Consider the following 17,608-nt stretch of genomic DNA (forward strand, 5'->3'; position numbering starts at 1 on the left):
CTGGGTTCGTTGCGTTGACAGGCACGAGTGTGTGGCGGTCCGGGCAAGGGCTCAACGGCCGAAAGTACGACCTTTCGACGGCCGATCGGCTCATCCGGATCGGACCGTCAGGGCGATGAGCCGTGACGCCCGTCGCGGTCACCATCGGGGCATGCGTAATGACGAGACCGAGGCCGCTCAAACGACCGCTCCTCCGGCCGGGAGGCGGCGGGACCGCGCCGGATGGCTCGTGCCCACGGGACTGATCGCGCTCGCGTTCGTCCCCGTGCTGGCCGGCGCCGTCCGCCTCACCGAGCTGGCGGGGCTGGACGGTGCGGCGGCGGCCGAGGCCCGGTTCGCCGCCGCTCCCGTCCCGATCGCGGTCCACATCGTGACCGCCACCGTCTACAGCCTTCTCGGGGCGTTCCAGTTCTCGCCCCGGCTCCGGCGGCGCAGGCCGGGCCGGCACCGCGCGGCCGGTCGGGTCGTCGTCGGGTGCGGGCTCGCGGCGGCGCTGTCGGGGGTGTGGATGACGCTCTTCTCCGACCTCCCGCCCGGGGACCGGGGTCTGGCGGCGGTGTTCCGGCTGGTGTTCGGGTCGGCCATGTTCGCCTTCGTCGTGCTCGGCCTCGCCGCCGGACGCCGCCGCGACCTCCGCGGCCACCGTGCCTGGATGATCCGCGCGTACGCGATCGGGCTCGGCGCCGGTACGCAGGCGCTGACCCAGGGCGTGTGGTTCGCCGCCTACGGCCCGCCCGACGGGTTCACCCGGGCGCTGCTCATGGGCGCGGGCTGGGCGATCAACGTGGCGGTGGCCGAGTGGGTCATCCGCCGGGGGCGGCGCCGCCGGTCAGCGCGGCACCCGTTTCGTCTCGTAGGCCCACATGGCGATCTCGACCCGGTTGCGGACGCCGAGCTTGGTCATCAGGCTCGCGACGTGGCTCTTGACCGTGCTCAGTGAGATGTACAGCTCGTCGGCGATCTCGTTGTTGGTACGCCCCCGCGCCACGGTGAGCAGGATCTCCTCTTCGCGCTCGGTGAGCGGCTCGATCGGCTGCGCGCGGGGCGCGGCCGGGCCGGTGCCCGCGAACGTCGCCAGCAGCCGGGCCGTGACGCTGGGGGCGATGAGCGCGTCGCCGTTCGCGGCGGCGCGGACGGCCTGGGAGAGCAGGTCGGGGCCGGCGTCCTTGAGCAGGAAGCCGCGGGCGCCGGCCCTGAGGGCGGAGTAGACGTACTCGTCCAGGTCGAACGTGGTGATGACGACGACGGCCATGGGGTCGGCCACCTCGGGCCCGGCCAGGCGGGCGGTGGCCTCGATGCCGTCGCAGTGGGGCATGCGGATGTCGAACAGGCACACGTCGGGCCGCAGCCGCCGGGCCAGCTCGACGGCCCGCAGCCCGTCACCGGCCTCGGCGACGACCTCGATGCCGGGCTGCGCGTCGAGGATCATCCGCAGCCCGGTGCGCGCGATCTCCTGGTCGTCGGCGACGATCACCCTGATGGGGCCGCTGTCGTTCGCGGTCACGTGGCTGCTCCCGTCCGAGGCAGTACGGCGGTCACGGTCCAGCCGCGACCGGGGTTGGGACCGGCCTCGCAGGTGCCGCCGAGCAGCCCGGCACGTTCGATCATGCCGAGCAGCCCGTAACCGGCGGCCGCGACCGGACGGCCCGCGGTGCTGTCGCCGTCGTCGGTCACCCGCAGGCGCACGGACGCGTCGTCGGCCGCCACGCTGACCTCGATCCGCGTGGCGTGCCTGGCGTGCCGCCGGGCGTTGGTGACCGACTCCTGGGCGATGCGGTAGAGCGCCGTCCCCACGGACGGCGCGAGATCGTCGACCTCGCCCTCGATCTCGACCTCCACCGACGGCCCCACCCGGGGCCGGCCGGCGAGTCTCCTGAGGTCGTCGAGGCGCGGGTGCGGGGCCATCTCTGGGGCCGACGACTCGTCCCTGCGCAGCACGCGCACCATCGTCCGCATCTCGGCGAGGGTGCGGGACGCCTCGGCCTCGATCACCCGCAGCGCGTCCACGGCGGCGTCGGCGGCGGCGGCGGGGTTCGCCGCCGCGGTGGCGAGGCCCGCCTGCGCCCTGATCGCCATCGCCGACACGTGGTGGGCCACGGTGTCGTGCAGGTCGCGGGCCAGTTGCTCCCGTTCGAGCAGCTTGACCTGGTCGAGCTCCCGCATCCGCGCCCTGGCCCGGTAGCGGAACGTGCCGCCCAGGGCGACGGCCGCGAACACGACGGCGAACGCCCCGACGACGTCGGCCCCTCCGACGTGCCCGGACACGGCGGCGGCCGACACAGAACCGCAGATCAGCGCCAGCCCGGCGACGACCTCCCGCCCGGAGGCCCAGCGCGTCAGGGAGTAGAACAGGATCAGCAGGTAGGTCGTCGAGGCCAGCTCGGACGGGTCGGCCCCGGCCAGGAGCTGGATCGCGCCGCTCGCGACGGTGGGGATCGCGAGGGCGAGCAGCGGGCTCCTCCGGCGCCACAGCAGCGCGGGAAGCATGACCAGGGCGAAGCCCACCGACAGCGGCCGCCACTGGAGGTCGGTCCGCAGGGTCCCTTCCAGCGTGACGGCGAGGACGAGCAGCCCCACCAGCGCCCAGTCCCGCCAGGCCCGCCGCGGGGGCTGCGGCGGGCGGGGCTCGGTCCACAACGAGCGGAGAAGGCCCTGCACGCCATCATCGTACGAGAGCGGCCCCCGCCCCGAACGCCCGCAAGCCACACAATCCGCCCCGCAGGGGAGGGACGAAGCGCGCGGCCCACCCGGAGGTCCTTCCGGGTGGGCCGGTCGCCGGCGGAGCCGCTCCGAGAGCTAGCGGGCGCGCAGGGCCGACCAGACGTCGATGCGGGGCGTGGTGACCTCGGCGCCCGCGCTCGTGTACGTGATCGGCTCGCCCGTCCGCCGCAGCGCCGCCAGGAGCTGGTCCACGGTGGCGTGCTTGCGCTTCTGGCGCAGCAGCGCGAACGCGCCCGTGACGTGCGGGGCGGCCATGGAGGTGCCGTTCAGCGTCGCGTACGTGTCGCCTGCGATCGCCCCCGTGATCGCCACGCCCGGCGCGTAGACGTCCAGCAGCGGCCCCCGGTTCGAGAACGCCGCCACCGCGTCCTGCTTGTCCGTGGCGCCCACCGCGACCGTGTTCGAGACGCACGCGGGCCAGGAGAGCGCCGCGTCGAAGCCGTTGTTGCCCGAGGCCACCACCGTCGCGGTGCCCTTGGCCAGCAGCTTGTCCACCTCGGCCTTGAAGTCGGCCCCGTCGCCCTCGTCGCAGGCCGTGTCGTAGCGGCCCCCGCCCAGGCTCAGGTTCACCGAGGCGATGTCGTACTGGTCGGCCAGCAGGCCGGCGTAGGCCATGCCGGTCAGGATCGAGGAGTCGTAGGCCAGGATGCAGACCGGGCGGCCGGCGCAGTACGGCGAGTTGTCGAAGCGGCTGAACACCTGCACCGGCACGATCTTGGCCTTGGGCGCGACCCCGTTGGCCGCGAACTCAGCCGTCCGCTGCCCGGCCGCGATGCCCGCCACGTGCGTGCCGTGGTAGCACAGGCCGTACTGCGGCTGCGGAGCGCCCGTCATGCAGGCCGCCGTCTCCGCGTTCGCCGCGCCGTCGCCGATCTGGAACTGGCTGCCGTTCGGGCAGAGCGGGCTCGAACCGTCGGCCGGGTCGGCGGCCGAGAAGCACGCCTGCGCCACGATGCGGTCGCCGAAGGCCGGGTGGTCGTTGTCGATGCCGGAGTCCAGGATCGCCACGGCCGTGCCCTTGCCGGTGAACCCGGCGCGGTGGGCCCTGTCGCCGCCGATCAGCGGGACGCTCTCCACGAGCGTGGGCTCGTTGAGCTTGTCCACGCGGATGGAGACCACGTCCGCCTGCGCGGCGATCTGCTCCAGCTCGGCGCGGGTGCCTCGGTAGACGAAGAAGTCCAGCTCGCCGGCGACCTCGGCGGGGGGCTCCGCGCGCAGCACGTTCGTCGTGTCCCGCGCGATGGCCTCGGCGCCGGACAGCACGGACTTCACCTGGGCGGGCTGCCGTACGCGCACGATCGTCCGGTGCTCGCCGCCCACCGTGATCGCGGGGTCGATCTTGGACTCGGGATCGGCGAGGGCGGGTGTGGCCACCAGCGCCGCCGAGGTGGCGGCTAACGCGATGGCGCCGGCCAGCAGAGACGAGAGTCTCAACTGTTCCTCCGGGGGTTCGGGGGGCGTTTGTCGCTAGGAGTGTAGTAATCGGACAAGTGATGTCAGAGAGGGGGGTGGGTTCTGTTATCGGTTCTTGTTCTGGTTCGGCATGGTTTCTGGGGAAAGCGAAAGGAGGGCCGGATCTCCCGGCCCTCCTTTCGGCTCCGAGATCAGGCGCGTGGGTCGGCCGCCGGACGGGCCCCCGTCGTGGCGCGCTCCATGTCGATCCTGGGCGTGATCATGGGCGTCCCCGAGGAGTCGAACTGGATCGGCGTGCCGCTGTCGCGCAGCCGCTGCAGGTTCTGCGCGACCGAGGACGCGGGGAACGCCTGCCGCATCAGCGCGAACGCCCCCGCGATGTGCGGCGCGGCCATCGACGTGCCGCTCTTCTCCCCGTACGCGTCGTCCGGCACCGCGGACCTGATGCCCACCCCCGGCGCGAACAGGTCGAGCAGCGAGCCCCGGTTGCTGAAGGGGGCCACCCCGTCGGAGTCGTTCGAGGCGCCGACCGTGACGGCCGTGGAGACGCACGCCGGTGACACGACCCCGCCGGGGAGGCCGTTGTTGCCGGCCGCGACCACCGGGGCCACCCCCAGGCCCACCAGCGTGTCGAACTCCGGCTTGAGCGCCGCCGCGGCCGGGTCGGTGTCGCACGCCTGCGCGAACGGCCGCCCGCCGCCCAGGCTCATGTTCACCGACGCCACGTTGTGCGTCTTGGCCACCTGCGCCACGTACGCCAGCGCCAGCTTCTGGTCGGAGGTGTAGCTGAGGAAGCACGGCGTCTGGTTGCCGCCGTACGAGCAGGTCAGCGGGTTGTCCACGCGGCTGAACACCTGGATCGGCAACAGACGCGCCTCGGGGGCCACGCCGTTGGCCGGAGCCCCGGCCGCCAGCTTGCCCGCCGCGATGCCCGCCACGTGGGTGCCGTGGGAGCAGGCGTTCTGTCCGTTGACGACGCACTGCGCGGTCTCCGCGTCGGCCGAGCCCGGGCCCGTCTGGCTGGGCTGGCTGTTCGGGCAGAGCGAGACGGTGCCGTCGTCGGCGTCGGAGGAGGAGAAGCACGCCTCGTCCACGATCCGGCCGGCGAAGAACGGGTGGTCGCGGTCGATGCCGGTGTCGAGCACGGCGATCGTGGTGCCGGTCCCGGTCCAGCCCGCCTGGTTCGCCCGGTCGGAGCGGATCAGGGCGGTGCTGACGTCGAGAAAGGGCATGCTCAGCTCGTCCTTGTAGACGGACTGGACACGGACGTCGTTCCTGAGCTTGGCCAGCGTCGGCTTGTCCACCTCGGCGACGAAGAAGTGGGGCGACTGCGCCGCCTCCAGAACGCGGCTGCCCTCGGAGGCCAGTTCGATGTCGCCGGCCACCGCCCGGACGCTCTGGCCCGGTTTGAGCTGGATGATCGAGCGGACCCGGTTCTTGGCCTGGAGTTCGGCGACGAGCGCCGGGCTGATGATCGGGTCGCCGCTGTCGATGGTTTCGGCGTTGAGTGCCGGTGCCATGGAGAGCACGGCTGATGTCACGGCCAGCGTGGTGACGCCGACGAGAAGAGACCGTAGCCTCACTTGTTTCCCTCCCGGAGGCTGGAGCCGTGAAGCGCTCCGGCTCCCGGCTGCGTACAGCCGCTTACCTCCCCGCCTGTGACAACTGTGATGTCAGTGACGTATGTAAGCCAGAGAAACGTTGGAGGCTTTTTTGGATTAGTGCGAGGAAAGGGAGAAGGCCGGTGGTATATGACCGGCCTTCTCCTCTATCTAGCTATTTGACGGTTTTGAGGACGTTGGTGGCCGCCTTCTTCAGCGCCGACGCGGACGGCTTGCTGCTCAGCCGCACCTTCTCGGCGGCCGTCAGCGTCTTGGTGCCGCTGGTGCCGTGCGCCCAGTTCAGCCAGGCCGTCAGCAGCGCGCTGTCCAGCTTGGGCTTGCCGGCCTTGGTGTCCTTCAGCACCCGGTACGCCTTGCCCAGCGACGACGCCTTCGTCAGCTCCGGGAACACCTTGCTCGACTTGCTGATCAGCTTCAGGTAGCAGGTGAGCGTGGCGTCCTGGATCGTCCCGGTGTTGCGGTGGATCTCCACGGCCCACTGCTTGGTCGTCAGCTTCTTGGCCGTGGTGCCCCGCTTGCACACCGTCGCCGCGACCGCCGGTGACTGCGTCACCGTCACGGTCACCGTGACCGTCGGCAGCGGGACCGGGCTGGTGTCCGTCGTGGGCGGGTCGACCGGCTCGGGGGTCGGGCCGCTGCCGTCCGTCGGGTCGGGCAGCGTGGGGTCGTCGGGGAAGCCGGGCCAGTCGGGCGGGTCCTGCGTGATGGGCGGCTGCGGGGCCGAGCCGTTCAGGGCCGCCGCCACGTCCAGGCGCGGCGTGGTGACCTGCGTGCCGCCGAGGTCGTACACGTACGGGCGGCCGGCCGCCTTCAGCGCGTCGATCAGGTCCTGCATCGGGGTCTGCGGCTTGGCCGACTTCATCAGCGCCAGCGCGCCCGCCACGTGCGGCGTCGCCATCGAGGTGCCGCTGTAGACGGCCTCGGCGTTGTCCGGGACCGCCGACGTGATGTCCACGCCCGGCGCGAACAGGTCCAGCGACGACCCGATGTTCGAGAAGTCCGCGATGCGGTCGGAGTTGTCGTTCGCCCCGACGGCCACCGCGGTGGAGACGCAGGCCGGGTGCGAGGCCCCCACGGACGACTCGTTACCCGCCGCCGCGACGGTCGCGATGTTCTTGGCCAGCAGGGCGTCGATCTTCTCCTTGAAGATTCTGCCCTCCTCGTCGCCGTCGCAGCCGGACTCGTAGACCCAGCCGCCCAGGCTCAGGTTCACCGCCGCGACCGGCTGGCTCAGGTTCAGCACCCAGTCCATGGCCTGCAGCAACGACGACTCGTACGCCAGCAGGCACGCCTCCGCGCCGCAGACGTCCTCGTCGTTCATCCGGCTGAACACCTGCACCGCCACGACGCCCGCGCCCGGCGCCACGCCGCCGGTCCCGGCCGCGATGCCCGCGACGTGCGAGCCGTGGTCGCACAGGTTCGTGCTGCCGAGCCGGCACCGCTCCCAGGTGGCGTCCGCGGCGTTGCCGTCGGTCTGCTCCGTCCGGCCGTTCGGGCAGAGCGACTCGACGTCGGCGCCGTCCGCGGCGGAGAAGCACGCCTGGGCCAGGATCCGGTTCTGGAACCAGGGGTGGTCGGTGTCGATGCCGGTGTCCAGCACGGCCACGGCCTGGCCGGTGCCGGTGACGTTCTGGGCGTGCGCCTGGTCGGCGCCGATCAGCGTGAGGTTCGGGGCGACCTCCGTCGGCGTGTACGTGCGGTCGCGGCGGATCGCGGAGACCCGTGGGTCCTCAGCCAGCTTGGCCAGCTCGTCCGCGGTGCCCTCGACGACGATGAACGACTGGCTCTGCGGTTGCAGCACCACGTCCACGCTCTCGGACGCCGCCTCTTGGGCCACCGGGGCGCTCTGCGCGGGGTCGGCCAGCTCGACGATGGCCCGCTCGGTGCCGCCGTCGACGCCCAAGCCGTCCTCGACCTTGTCCTCGGGGTCCTTGGGCTGCTCGGCGGCCGGGGTCTCCGCGGGGTCCTGGCCGGCGGCCGGGCTCTCCTCCGCTGGGGTGTTCTCCGCCGGCGGTTGTGCCGGTGGAGTCTGCGAAACGCCCGGGGTGGGCACCGGCATGGGGTTGTCCGCGTAGGCCGAACCCGATAACGGCAGCAGGGCCAGCGCGATCGTGGTCACGATCATGGGGCGGAATCGCACAAGTCCTCCGAGGGGAGATGATCTCGGAGTTTAGGGTGATTTGCCCGGCTGGCACAGGCCCTCCCGCCGCTTTCTCACCGAACTTTCAGCGGGCGCACCTCAATCGTTCAGCCTGCTGCCGCCGTACGTGAGCCGGGATGCGTGAGCCAGACCGCGCCGAGCGGCGGGACCCGCAGCGTCCCCGAGTACGGCAGCCCGTGCCACGGCTCGTCCCCCGCCTCGACCGCTCCCATGTTGCCCACGCCGCTGCCCCAGTAGTCGTAGGCGTCGGTGTTGACCACCTCCGACCACTGCCCGGCGTACGGGAGCCCGAGCCGGTAGTTCTCGTGCGGCCCGCCGCTGAAGTTCACCACGCACGCCACCGCCGACCCGTCGTTCGCGTAGCGGACGAACGAGAACGTGTTCCCGGAGGCGTCGTCGGCGTCGATCCACCGGAAGCCCTCGGGCCTGGAGTCCTGCTCCCACAGGGCGGGGGTCTCCCGGTAGATCCGGTTCAGGTCGCGGACCAGCCGCTGCACACCCTGGTGGCCGTCGAACTCCAGCACCCACCAGTCGAGCCCCCGGCTCTCCGACCACTCCGAGCCCTGGCCGAACTCGCCGCCCATGAACAGCAACTGCTTGCCCGGATGCGCCCACATGAACGCCAGCAACGCCCGGAGCTGCGCGAACCGCTGCCACTCGTCGCCCGGCATCTTGCCCAGCAGCGAGCCCTTGCCGTGCACGACCTCGTCGTGGGACATCGGCAGCACGTAGTGCTCGGAGTAGGCGTACAGCAGCGAGAACGTCATCCGGTGGTGGTGGTACTGGCGGAAGATCGGCTCGTGTCGCAGGTACTCCAGCGTGTCGTGCATCCAGCCCATGTTCCACTTGAACCCGAAGCCGAGCCCCCCGAGGTGCACCGGGCGCGAGACCCCTGGCCACGCCGTCGACTCCTCCGCCACGGTCGAGATGCCGGGCGCCTCCCGGTAGCAGAGCGCGTTCATCTCCTTGAGGAACTCGACCGCGTCGAGGTTCTCCCTGCCCCCGTACACGTTGGGCGTCCACTCGCCCTCGCGCCGCGAGTAGTCGAGGTAGAGCATCGAGGCCACCGCGTCCACCCGCAGCCCGTCGATGTGGAACTCCCTCAGCCAGTAGAGCGCGTTGGCGACCAGGAAGTTGCGCACCTCCTTGCGGCCGAAGTCGAAGACGTACGTGCCCCAGTCGGGGTGCTCGCCCCTGGCCGGGTCGGCGTGCTCGTAGAGCGGCGTGCCGTCGAAGCGGGCCAGCGCCCAGTCGTCCATCGGGAAGTGGGCCGGCACCCAGTCGAGCAGCACGCCGATGCCGCTCTGGTGCAGGCGGTCCACGAAGTGGCGGAACTCGTCGGGCGTGCCGAACCTGGCCGTCGGCGCGTAGTAGGAGGTCACCTGGTACCCCCACGAGCCGCCGAACGGGTGCTCGGCGATCGGCAGCAGCTCCACGTGGGTGAAGCCCAGGTCGGTGACGTACTCGGAGAGCTGGTCGGCCAGCTCCACGTACGACAGGCCCGGCCGCCACGAGCCCAGGTGCACCTCGTAGATGCTCATCGGCCCGGTCAGCGGCTGCCGCTCACGCCGCTCGACCGTCCAGGCGTCGTCCTGCCAGGAGTAGTCGGACTTGTCGATCACCGAGGCCGTCAGCGGCGGCACCTCGGTACGCCGGGCCATCGGGTCGGCCTTGTCCCGCCACCTCCCGTCGGCGCCCAGCACCTGGAACTTGTACCGCTGGCCCGCACCCAGCCCCGGCACGAACAGCTCCCACACCCCCGACCGGCCCAGCGACCGCATCGGGTAGGCGGTGCCGTCCCAGTGGTTGAAGTCGCCGACGACCCTGGCGCCGCGCGCGTTGGGAGCCCAGACGGAGAACGCGGTGCCGGGCACGTCCTCGTGCACCATCACCCGGGCGCCGAGCGCCTCCCACAGCCGTTCGTGCCGCCCCTCACCGATGAGGTGCAGGTCCACCTCGCCCAGCGTGGGCCAGTGCCGGTACGGGTCGCGCGTCTCGTACGGCTGCGCCCCGGCGTACTCGATGCTCAGCGTGTAAGGGGGCACCTTGTCCAGCCCGGGGACGGTCACCTCGAAGACCCCGTGGGCCTGGTGCTTCATGTCGTGGGCAGAGCCGTCGTCGAGCACGACGCGCACCCGTTCGGCCAGCGGGCGCAGCGTGCGGAAGACCACTCCGCCCGCCACGGGGTGTGCTCCGAGCACGGAGTGCGGATCATGGTGCGCGCCGCCCGCCAGGCGGTCGAGCTCTGTCCTCATCGGCATGCTCCCAACCCTGCCTCATCGATGACGTCCATCCCAGGCACTGCCCGCTTTCACCGGGACAATCACGGGATGTGCGAAAAACTGGGCATCTTCTTGGGTTTATACAAGACCCACGACCATCGTGTCGTAAGTGGTCGTCGCCCACGATCGCGCCGGGTGCGGGGGTCAGCGCCGTTGACGCGGTCTTGGGGCTCTCCGGCGCGGCGAAGCCCAGCGGGACGCGTGCCGCCGGGCCGCCGTCCCAGGGAATGACCTGGACCGCCGCGACCTCCTGGGCCGTCACGAGGGCCCGCTCCAGCGGGAGCCGGGAGACGGCCCAGTCGCGGCTCTGCGCGGGCAGGGCGGGCGGCAGCCCCTCCCGCCCGTCGGGGAACGACCTCCACCCGCCGCTCACCTGCCCGCCGTCCGCCACCAACTCCGCGTCCGGCACCTGCTCTGCGCCGGTCGCTGTGCCGGTCCCTGTGCCGGTCCCTGCGTCGGTCGCTGGGCCGGTCTCGGGAGGGTCGTCGGCGAGGTATCCCCGGCTGGTGAAGAACGTGTCGTCGGCCGCGGCGTGGTCGCCGTCCGCGACGACCCGTCCGTCCTGGGACAGGACCACCCCGGCGGTCTCGCCCTCCTCCGGCCACGTCACCGACAGGGCCCGCCCGTCCCTGGACGGCGTGACTGCCGGCCCGGACGCGCTCACCCCCGGCAGCCCGTGCCGCCACACCTCGGCCCCCGTACGCGGGTCGAGGCCGAGCACCTGGACCCGGGCCCCGCCGCCGCCCGCCTCCGACGCACCGGGACCGCAGCGGGCGACCGTCACCACCACGTCGCCGAGCATGACGGGCCGGACGGCGTCCGCCGGGCCCGTGGCCGCCACGCAGTCCTCCGACGCGGTCCTGCGCCAGCGCGGGCGCAAGGTGTGCAGGTCCCAGCCGGTGAGCCGACCGTCCGCCGCCCACGTGACGGCGCTCTCGTCGCCCAGCACGAAGTCGGCCCGCCACATGTCCGAGGACAGCCGGTAGTCCACGTCCCCCCACGGGTCGGCGATGAGGGAGCGCAGCCGGCCGGTGGCCGCGTCCAGCACCGCCAGGCGGTCGGCCCGGTCCGCCGCCTCCTCGCCGGGCCTGAGGGTGACGGTCACCGTCCGGCCGTCGGGTGACACCCGCAGGTCCGACGAGCGGGCGCCGGGCCTGCGGTAACGCCACCGCTCGCGGCCGGTCGCGGCGTCCAGCGCGACGACCCCGTCGGTGAGCCGGACGACGAGGCCGCCCGTGGTCACGATCACGCCGTCCCAGGGACGGGCGTCGGGGGAGTTCCACCGCCAGCCCACCCTGCTCACCGTCCGGGGCGTCGGCGCGGCCCGAGCGGCTCCGCGTGCCGTGACGGACTCGTCCCAGGTGATGAGGGGCAGGGACGGCACGGCGTACACCGCGGCCATCGCGGTCCCCGACGCCGCCACGCCCGCCGCCGCCCGTGCGATCGCCCCGGCCGGTGGGCGGGAGGTCACGTCGGGGGTCATGGTGGCGTACAGGGCCAGGCCGATCACCATGATCGTCGCGCCCGAGGAGAAGGCGAAGTCGCGGAACTCGGGGTAGCCGGTCCCGATCGCCTCCGACAGCCTGCGCCAGCCCAGGATCACCAGGACGCCCGCCGCCGCCGTGCTCGTCCACGCCAGGCCCCGGACGTCCCCGGCCCGCTGTCGCGCGGCGGACAGCTCGGTCTCCTGCTGCCAGCCGGTGAGCGCGCGGGCCGCCGCGATCCTGCGCGCCACGGCGACGTGCGCGGACGCGAACGCGACGAGCACCAGCGCCATCACCACGGTCATCGTCGTGGCCACGCCCGAGGGCCTGGACTCCACGGCTCCCGATCGCCACAACAGGTAGCCCCACCCGGTCAAAGCCGCGCCGCCCAGCGCGAGCCCGCCTCCGAGCCAGCCCCACGTCCCGCCCCGATGAATCATGTGAGCGGAGCATAACCAGCGATGGTGTGAGTTGTCGTCATATGCCGCAGTCGGCGAGCGGCTGGGCAAATGGGCTAGGTGGTGGCTAGGTGGTGCGGGGGCGGAAGGCGGCCAGGGGGATCGACAGCCAGGCAGGCCGGTTGCGGGCCTCGTAGACGACCTCGTAGACCGCCTTGGACAACTCGAACGCCCGCAGCAGCGCCGCGTCCGCCGGCGTGATCACGCCCCCGTTCCTGGTGTACCCGTCGAGGAACGCGGCCCGGTTGCGGTCGGCCCACTCCTGGGCGCGGGGCTCCAGCTTCTCGGCCTCGGGCCGGTCGGCCAGCAGGTGGCGGGCCGCGTAGTCGAACGAGCGCATCATCCCCGCCACGTCCCGCAGCGGCGAGTAGAGGGCCCGGCGCTCGGCCAGCGGCTGGCCCGGCTCGCCTTCGAAGTCGAGCACCACCCAGTCCGTGGACGTCCGCATGACCTGGCCCAGGTGGTAGTCGCCGTGAACCCGTTGCACGGGCACCTCGTCGGTGAGCAGCTCCACCCGGTAGTAGGCGTTCTCGATGGCGCTCACGTGCTGCCGCAGCTCGGGCACCTCGCCCACGGCCCGGCCCAGCCGCCGACGGAAACCCTCGGCCATGAGCTTGACCTCGTGGATCTCCACGACGTCGGTGGGGAACGCGGCGGCCAGCTCGCGGTGCACGCGGGCGGTGGCGCCGCCCAGCCGCAGCGATTCGGCCGCGAAGTCCCCGCCCGCCTCGGCCGCCGTGATCTCGGGCAGCGAGGCGTACAGGTCGCGCACGCTGGCCAGGGCCAGGCCCCAGCCGTCGTTGGCGGGGGTCAGGAACTCCTGAAGGATCGCGAGCGTGGTGTCGGTGCCGTCGAGGTCGGTCTCGATCCACCCGTACGGCTGCGCGATGTGCGGCGCGTCCCTGGCCGCCAGCGCGGTGACGACCTCCAGCTCGGGGTTGACGCCGGGGATGAGCCGGCGGAAGAGCTTGCAGATGTAGGCGTCCCCGTACACCAGCGAGGTGTTGGACTGCTCGGCCCCCAGCACGAGGCTGCGCGGTGACGTGTCGACGGTGACGCCGGGCACGTGGCGCATGCGCAGACCGTTGCGGGTCTCGTCGCGAGCCATGCCCTCCAGGAGCCAGTCCGTGCGGTCGGAGTCGTGTGCGGCGTCGTAGAGGAAGGTGTCGCCGACGGTGCCGATCAGGGCGTGGGTCAGCCGGTCGGGCAGCTCGGTGCGCTCGCCCAGCAGGACCTGGTAGCGGTCGCGTGAGCCCTCCTGCCAGACGGCCACGACGAGGTGTCGCAGTCCGGGCGTCAGCTCGACGTCCGAGTCGATCGACAGGCTGTCGATCGGGCGCCCCTTGCCGCCGAACCATCGCTGGCGGCTGATCCATGCGGCAAGGAGCTCGTCAAGCACGTCCTACTCCTCCTGGGTGATGGCCGGCGGGAGCGTGAACCAATAGAACCCATGCCCAGGAAGCGTCAAAAGATACGGAAGTTCGCCAATTGCCGGGAATGGTACGCCCCCCATCGTCTCCACCGGGGACACTCCGACGAATCTCCGCAGGTCCAGCTCGACCGGCTGCGGGAAGCGTGACAGGTTGTTCACGCAGAGCATCCGGTCGTCGCCCAGCTCCCGGACGAAGGCCAGCACGCTGGGGTTGGAGGAGTTGAGCTCGGCGTAACCGCCCAGCCCGAAGACCGGGTGGCGCTTGCGGATCTCGATCATGCGCCGGGTCCAGTGCAGCAGCGAGCCGGCGTTCTTCTGCTGGGCCTCGACGTTGGTGCCCTGGTAGCCGTAGATCGGGTCCATGATGACCGGCAGGTAGAGCCGCCCGGGGTCGCAGTCGGAGAACCCGGCGTTGCGGTCGGGGTCCCACTGCATGGGCGTGCGCACGCCGTCGCGGTCGCCGAGCCAGATGTTGTCGCCCATGCCGATCTCGTCGCCGTAGTAGAGCACGGGGGAGCCGGGCAGCGACAGGAGCAGGGCGGTGAACAGCTCGATCTGGTTGCGGTCGTTCTCCAGCAGGGGCGCCAGGCGGCGGCGGATGCCGACGTTCGCCCGCATGCGGGGGTCTTTGGCGTACTCGGTGTACATGTAGTCGCGTTCTTCGTCCGTGACCATTTCGAGCGTCAGCTCGTCGTGGTTGCGGAGGAAGATGCCCCACTGGCAGTGCTCAGGGATCTTCGGCGTCTGCGCCAGGATCTCGGAGATGGGGTAGCGCGACTCCCTGCGGACGGCCATGAAGATCCTGGGCATCAGCGGGAAGTGGAAGGCCATGTGGCACTCGTCCCCGCCGCCGACCGGATCGCCGAAGTACGCCACCACGTCCGACGGCCACTGGTTGGCCTCGGCGAGCAGCACCCGGTCCGGGTACAGCCGGTCCACCTCGGCGCGGACCCGCTTGAGGTACTGGTGGGTCGCCGGCAGGTTCTCGCAGTTGGTGCCCTCCTCCTCGAAGAGGTACGGCACCGCGTCCAGCCGGAACCCGTCGATGCCCAGGTCCAGCCAGAACCGCAGCACCTCCAGCATCGCCTCCTGCACGGCCGGGTTCTCGTAGTTGAGGTCCGGCTGGTGGTGGAAGAAGCGGTGCCAGTAGTACTGGCCGCGTACCGGGTCGTAGGTCCAGTTGGACGTCTCGGTGTCGATGAAGATGATCCGGGCGTCCTGGTACTTCTCATCCGTGGACGACCAGACGTAGAAGTCCCCGTACGGCCCCTCGGGGTCGTGCCTGGACGCCTGGAACCACGGGTGGGCGTCGCTGGTGTGGTTCATGACGAGGTCGGCGACGACCCGCATGCCACGTTTGTGCGCCTCCTCGACCAGCTTCACGAAGTCCCCGAGGTCGCCGAACTCCGGGAGGATCTTCATGAAGTCCGAGATGTCGTAGCCGCCGTCCCGCAGCGGCGAGTTGTACAGCGGCAGCAGCCAGAGGCAGTCGACGCCCAGCCATTGGAGGTAGTCGAGTCTGCTGATGAGACCCCTGATGTCGCCGGTGCCGTCTCCGTTGGAGTCGGCGAAACCTCTGATCAGGACCTCGTAGAAAACCGCCCGCTTGTACCAGTAGGGATCGCGCGGCTTTTCCTCGTCAAAGGTGTTGGGAATGGGTGTGGAGGTCATGAGCCGCTCCGTGGACGGCTCGTGAGGGAGGCGCTTTCACACACGTCGAAGACTCCCCGCTTGAGTTCAGTTTCTACCGTGGCGCGGCTCGTACGGTGAGAATGTGGGCAGGCTGGATGTGGGGGTCGAGGCGTACGTAGTTGCTCTGCCGCCAGCGATACGACTCGCCCGACAGGTCGTCGTCGACCACGAACTCGGCGTTCCGGTCGAGACCGAGGGCGGGCAGGTCCAGATCTACGGTGGCCTCGTGGGTGTGGTGTGGATCCAGGTTGATGACCGCCAGCACGACGTCGCCCAGCCCGTGCCGTCGTGTGGCCGGGTCATAGGCGCCCGGGAGTCGTTTCGAGAAACAGACCAGGTCCGGGTGGTCGACCCTGTGGAACCGTAGATTACGCAATTCTTGCAGTGCCGGATGTGCTCTTCGGAACAAATTCAGATTGGTGATGAAGGGGGCCAGGCTCCATCCTTCGCGTTCAGCCGTGGCCCAATCGCGCGGTTTGTACTGATATTTTTCGCTGTCGAGATATTCCTCGCTTCCTGGGCGTACTGGCACGTTTTCGAGGAGTTCGTACCCCGAATAGACGCCCCAGGTGGGTGAGGCCAGCGCCGCCAGCACCGCCCTGATCTTGAACCCGGGCACCCCGCCGTGCTGGAGGTACTCGTGCAGGATGTCCGGCGTGTTCACGAACAGGTTCGGCCGCAGGTAGGACGAGGTCTCGTGGGCCAGCTCGGAGAGGTAGCTCTCCACGTCCCGCTTGGAGTTCTTCCAGGTGTAGTACGTGTACGACTGGTGGTAGCCCGTCTTGGCGAGCGTGCGCATCATCGCCGGCCGGGTGAACGCCTCCGCCAGGAAGATCACGTCGGGGTCTGTCTTGTGGATGTCGGCCAGCAGCCGCTCCCAGAACGCCACCGGCTTGGTGTGCGGGTTGTCCACCCGGAAGATGCGCACCCCGTGGGCCATCCAGTGCCGCAGCACCCGCCTGACCTCGGCGTAGATGCCCTCGGGGTCCTTGTCGAAGTTGATCGGGTAGATGTCCTGGTATTTCTTGGGCGGGTTCTCGGCGTACGCGATCGACCCGTCGGCCCTGATCGTGAACCATTCGGGGTGTTCCTGCACCCACGGGTGGTCGGGGGAACACTGCAGGGCGAAGTCGAGCGCGATCTCCATGCCCAGTTCCCTGGTGCGGCCGACGAACTCGTCGAAGTCGTCGATCGTGCCCAGGTCGGGGTGGATCGCGTCGTGGCCGCCGTCCTCCGAGCCGATCGCCCACGGCGAGCCGGGCTCGTCGGGCTCGGGGCTGAGCGTGTTGTTGCGCCCCTTGCGGTAGGTGGTGCCGATCGGATGGACGGGCGGCAGGTAGACGACGTCGAAGCCCATCTTGGCGATGGCGGGCAGGCGTTTGCCGGCGGTCTGGAAATTTCCGGACTTGGAGATGCCCAGCTCGTTCACCACCGCGCCTTCCGAGCGCGGGAAGAACTCGTACCAGGAGCCGTAGAGCGCCCTGCGCCGGTCCACCCGGATCCTGAACGACTTCGACCTGGTCACCAGCTCGCGGAACGGGTGCGCGTCCAGCAGCGCGGCGGTCTCGGGGAGCTGGACGATCGACAGCCGGGCCCGCGGGTCGAGGTCCTCGTCACGCAGCGTGGCCGAGATCGACAGCAGTGCGGCGCGGTGGCCGCACGCGCTGTCGCCGTTGCCGTTCTGCTTGCCGTGCCCGTTCCTGGAGGCGTTCGCGGGGCCGTTGCGTACGGGGTGGTCGTCCGGGCAGTCGGCGGGGCGCACGGCCTTGGCCGCCCGCTCGAACAGCCGGGCGCCCTCCTCGCACATGAGGTCGACGTCCATGCCGCGGGGGATCTTGATCTCGGCGTCGTGCAGCCAGGTGCCGATCGGGTCGCTCCACGCCTCCACCCGGAACTGCCAGTCGCCCTCGGCGGGCAGGCTCACGTCCACACCCCAGCGGTCGGTGCCGGGGGCCAGCTCGCGCATCGGTCTCAGGCGCCCGCGCTGCCCGTCGGGCGAGGTGAGCACCACGCCCGACGCCACGGCGTCGTGACCCTCTCTGAACACGGTCGCCGAGACCTGGAAGGTCTCGCCGGCGACCGCTTTGGCGGGCCATTGCCCGCAGTCGACGACGGGGGAGATGTCCGTGATGGGAATTCGTCCGATCATCGCATTCAAGGGTTTGCGGCGGCACTCCCGGTGCCGCCGGAGGCTTTCCCTGGCAGGAACGATCCTTGCATGTAAATTGTGGACAGCAGCGGATAGACCTCCCGAGAGTGTCTGCGGGAAGGTCCAACAACCTGGAAAGTTGCCCCAATAGTCCATCTTCATGCTTGTTCCCGGAAAGGGTTTGAAGCGGCTTG

The 17,608-nt window shown here is 70.8% G+C and carries 11 protein-coding genes; 1 reads left to right on the forward strand and 10 read right to left on the reverse strand.

All coding sequences use genetic code 11. The features are described from left to right. The first annotated feature begins 151 nt into the window (after window positions 1–151). The gene (locus ACZ6S0_RS17585; RefSeq protein ID WP_465918266.1) at window positions 152–940 is read left to right on the forward strand and encodes a DUF2306 domain-containing protein; all 789 of its coding nucleotides are present in this window, start codon (window positions 152–154) and stop codon (window positions 938–940) included. Here the strand turns inward: ACZ6S0_RS17585 and ACZ6S0_RS17590 are convergent. The 10 genes from ACZ6S0_RS17590 to ACZ6S0_RS17635 form a co-directional block, all read right to left on the reverse strand. Next, the gene (locus ACZ6S0_RS17590) at window positions 830–1,504 is read right to left on the reverse strand and encodes a response regulator (RefSeq protein ID WP_465918268.1); all 675 of its coding nucleotides are present in this window, start codon (window positions 1,502–1,504) and stop codon (window positions 830–832) included. The genes ACZ6S0_RS17585 and ACZ6S0_RS17590 overlap by 111 nt on opposite strands. After that, complete coding sequence (locus ACZ6S0_RS17595; RefSeq protein ID WP_465918272.1) at window positions 1,501–2,658, reverse strand: sensor histidine kinase; 1,158 nt, start codon at window positions 2,656–2,658, stop codon at window positions 1,501–1,503. The genes ACZ6S0_RS17590 and ACZ6S0_RS17595 overlap by 4 nt, the downstream gene beginning before the upstream one ends. A 138-nt stretch (window positions 2,659–2,796) precedes the next feature. After that, window positions 2,797–4,155 (reverse strand): S8 family peptidase, encoded by a 1,359-nt coding sequence (locus tag ACZ6S0_RS17600; protein WP_465918275.1) that lies wholly within the window; start codon window positions 4,153–4,155, stop codon window positions 2,797–2,799. A 170-nt stretch (window positions 4,156–4,325) separates the two neighbouring features. Continuing rightward, window positions 4,326–5,717, reverse strand: a complete 1,392-nt coding sequence (locus tag ACZ6S0_RS17605) for a S8 family peptidase (protein WP_465918278.1) — start codon at window positions 5,715–5,717, stop codon at window positions 4,326–4,328. 193 nt (window positions 5,718–5,910) lie between these two features. Further along, on the reverse strand, window positions 5,911–7,881 hold the full coding sequence (locus ACZ6S0_RS17610) for a S8 family peptidase (protein WP_465918281.1): 1,971 nt from the start codon (window positions 7,879–7,881) through the stop codon (window positions 5,911–5,913). 122 nt (window positions 7,882–8,003) lie between these two features. Beyond that, complete coding sequence (glgB, locus tag ACZ6S0_RS17615; RefSeq protein ID WP_465918285.1) at window positions 8,004–10,172, reverse strand: 1,4-alpha-glucan branching protein GlgB; 2,169 nt, start codon at window positions 10,170–10,172, stop codon at window positions 8,004–8,006. Further along, window positions 10,129–12,123 (reverse strand): PQQ-binding-like beta-propeller repeat protein, encoded by a 1,995-nt coding sequence (locus ACZ6S0_RS17620; protein ID WP_465918288.1) that lies wholly within the window; start codon window positions 12,121–12,123, stop codon window positions 10,129–10,131. Before ACZ6S0_RS17620 ends, glgB begins: the two co-directional genes overlap by 44 nt. 85 nt (window positions 12,124–12,208) lie before the next feature. Further along, window positions 12,209–13,540 carry a maltokinase N-terminal cap-like domain-containing protein gene (locus ACZ6S0_RS17625; RefSeq protein WP_465918291.1) on the reverse strand — a complete coding sequence of 444 codons (1,332 nt, stop codon included), beginning with the start codon at window positions 13,538–13,540 and terminating at the stop codon, window positions 12,209–12,211. A gap of 3 nt (window positions 13,541–13,543) precedes the next feature. Continuing rightward, entirely contained in the window at window positions 13,544–15,244 is a 1,701-nt protein-coding gene (gene treS, locus ACZ6S0_RS17630) for a maltose alpha-D-glucosyltransferase (protein ID WP_465918294.1), read from the reverse strand. Between the two features lie 73 nt (window positions 15,245–15,317). Next, window positions 15,318–17,414 (reverse strand): alpha-1,4-glucan--maltose-1-phosphate maltosyltransferase, encoded by a 2,097-nt coding sequence (locus ACZ6S0_RS17635; RefSeq protein ID WP_465918298.1) that lies wholly within the window; start codon window positions 17,412–17,414, stop codon window positions 15,318–15,320. Window positions 17,415–17,608: the final 194 nt, after the last annotated feature.

This window comes from Nonomuraea sp. NPDC051298, assembly GCF_055586305.1.

Coding starts and splice junctions, on each gene's coding strand:
- ACZ6S0_RS17610 (WP_465918281.1), bottom strand. CDS start 7,881: ATGATCGTGACCACGATCGCGCTGGCCCTGCTGCCGTTATCGGGTTCG.
- treS (WP_465918294.1), bottom strand. CDS start 15,244: ATGACCTCCACACCCATTCCCAACACCTTTGACGAGGAAAAGCCGCGC.
- glgB (WP_465918285.1), bottom strand. CDS start 10,172: ATGAGGACAGAGCTCGACCGCCTGGCGGGCGGCGCGCACCATGATCCG.
- ACZ6S0_RS17635 (WP_465918298.1), bottom strand. CDS start 17,414: ATGATCGGACGAATTCCCATCACGGACATCTCCCCCGTCGTCGACTGC.
- ACZ6S0_RS17585 (WP_465918266.1), top strand. CDS start 152: ATGCGTAATGACGAGACCGAGGCCGCTCAAACGACCGCTCCTCCGGCC.
- ACZ6S0_RS17620 (WP_465918288.1), bottom strand. CDS start 12,123: ATGATTCATCGGGGCGGGACGTGGGGCTGGCTCGGAGGCGGGCTCGCG.